The organism is Hymenobacter terricola (assembly GCF_017921975.2).
GTDB classification, from domain to species: domain Bacteria; phylum Bacteroidota; class Bacteroidia; order Cytophagales; family Hymenobacteraceae; genus Hymenobacter; species Hymenobacter terricola.
Genome location: NZ_JAGEMO020000037.1, coordinates 1 through 438, shown reverse-complemented (window position 1 = coordinate 438; position 438 = coordinate 1). Strand labels below are relative to the sequence as shown.

Genomic DNA, 438 nt, shown 5'->3' with positions numbered 1-438 from the left:
GGTCGTTGGCGGTGGTGGTGTTTTCGAAGACTTTCACGCCCCAGCGGTTGAAGGCCTTGAAGTGGATGCTGCGCACCGGGCTGTTGTTCCTGGGCCGGAACACGGCGTTCTGCCCGTCGCCGTTGGGGGTGAAGATGTTGGGCAGCTTGAAAAACACGCAGTTGTCCTGGCAGGCCACGTTGCTCGTGTCGCTCACCGCCCCGCTCGGGGCCACGGCCTGCACGGCGTAGCAGCCGCCGGAGAAGGCCAAATCGGTGTGCACGTAGCTGGTTTGGGTGGTGGTGCCCAGCAGGGTGAAGTGCCCCGTGGGCGCGGGCCGGTAGTACACCCGGTAGCTGGCAATGGTGGCGTCGCAGCCAGCGGGCAAATTGCCCACTTTCCAGCGCAAATGGTTGGCGTAGCGCTGGTCCAGGCCCGGAAACTCCTGGAGCGCGGCCA

The 438-nt window shown here is 65.3% G+C and carries 1 protein-coding gene; it reads right to left on the bottom strand.

The window, feature by feature from the left end:
- A partial coding sequence (locus tag J4G38_RS19065) for a T9SS type B sorting domain-containing protein (RefSeq protein WP_226163561.1) occupies positions 1-438 on the bottom strand: 438 nt, incomplete at both ends.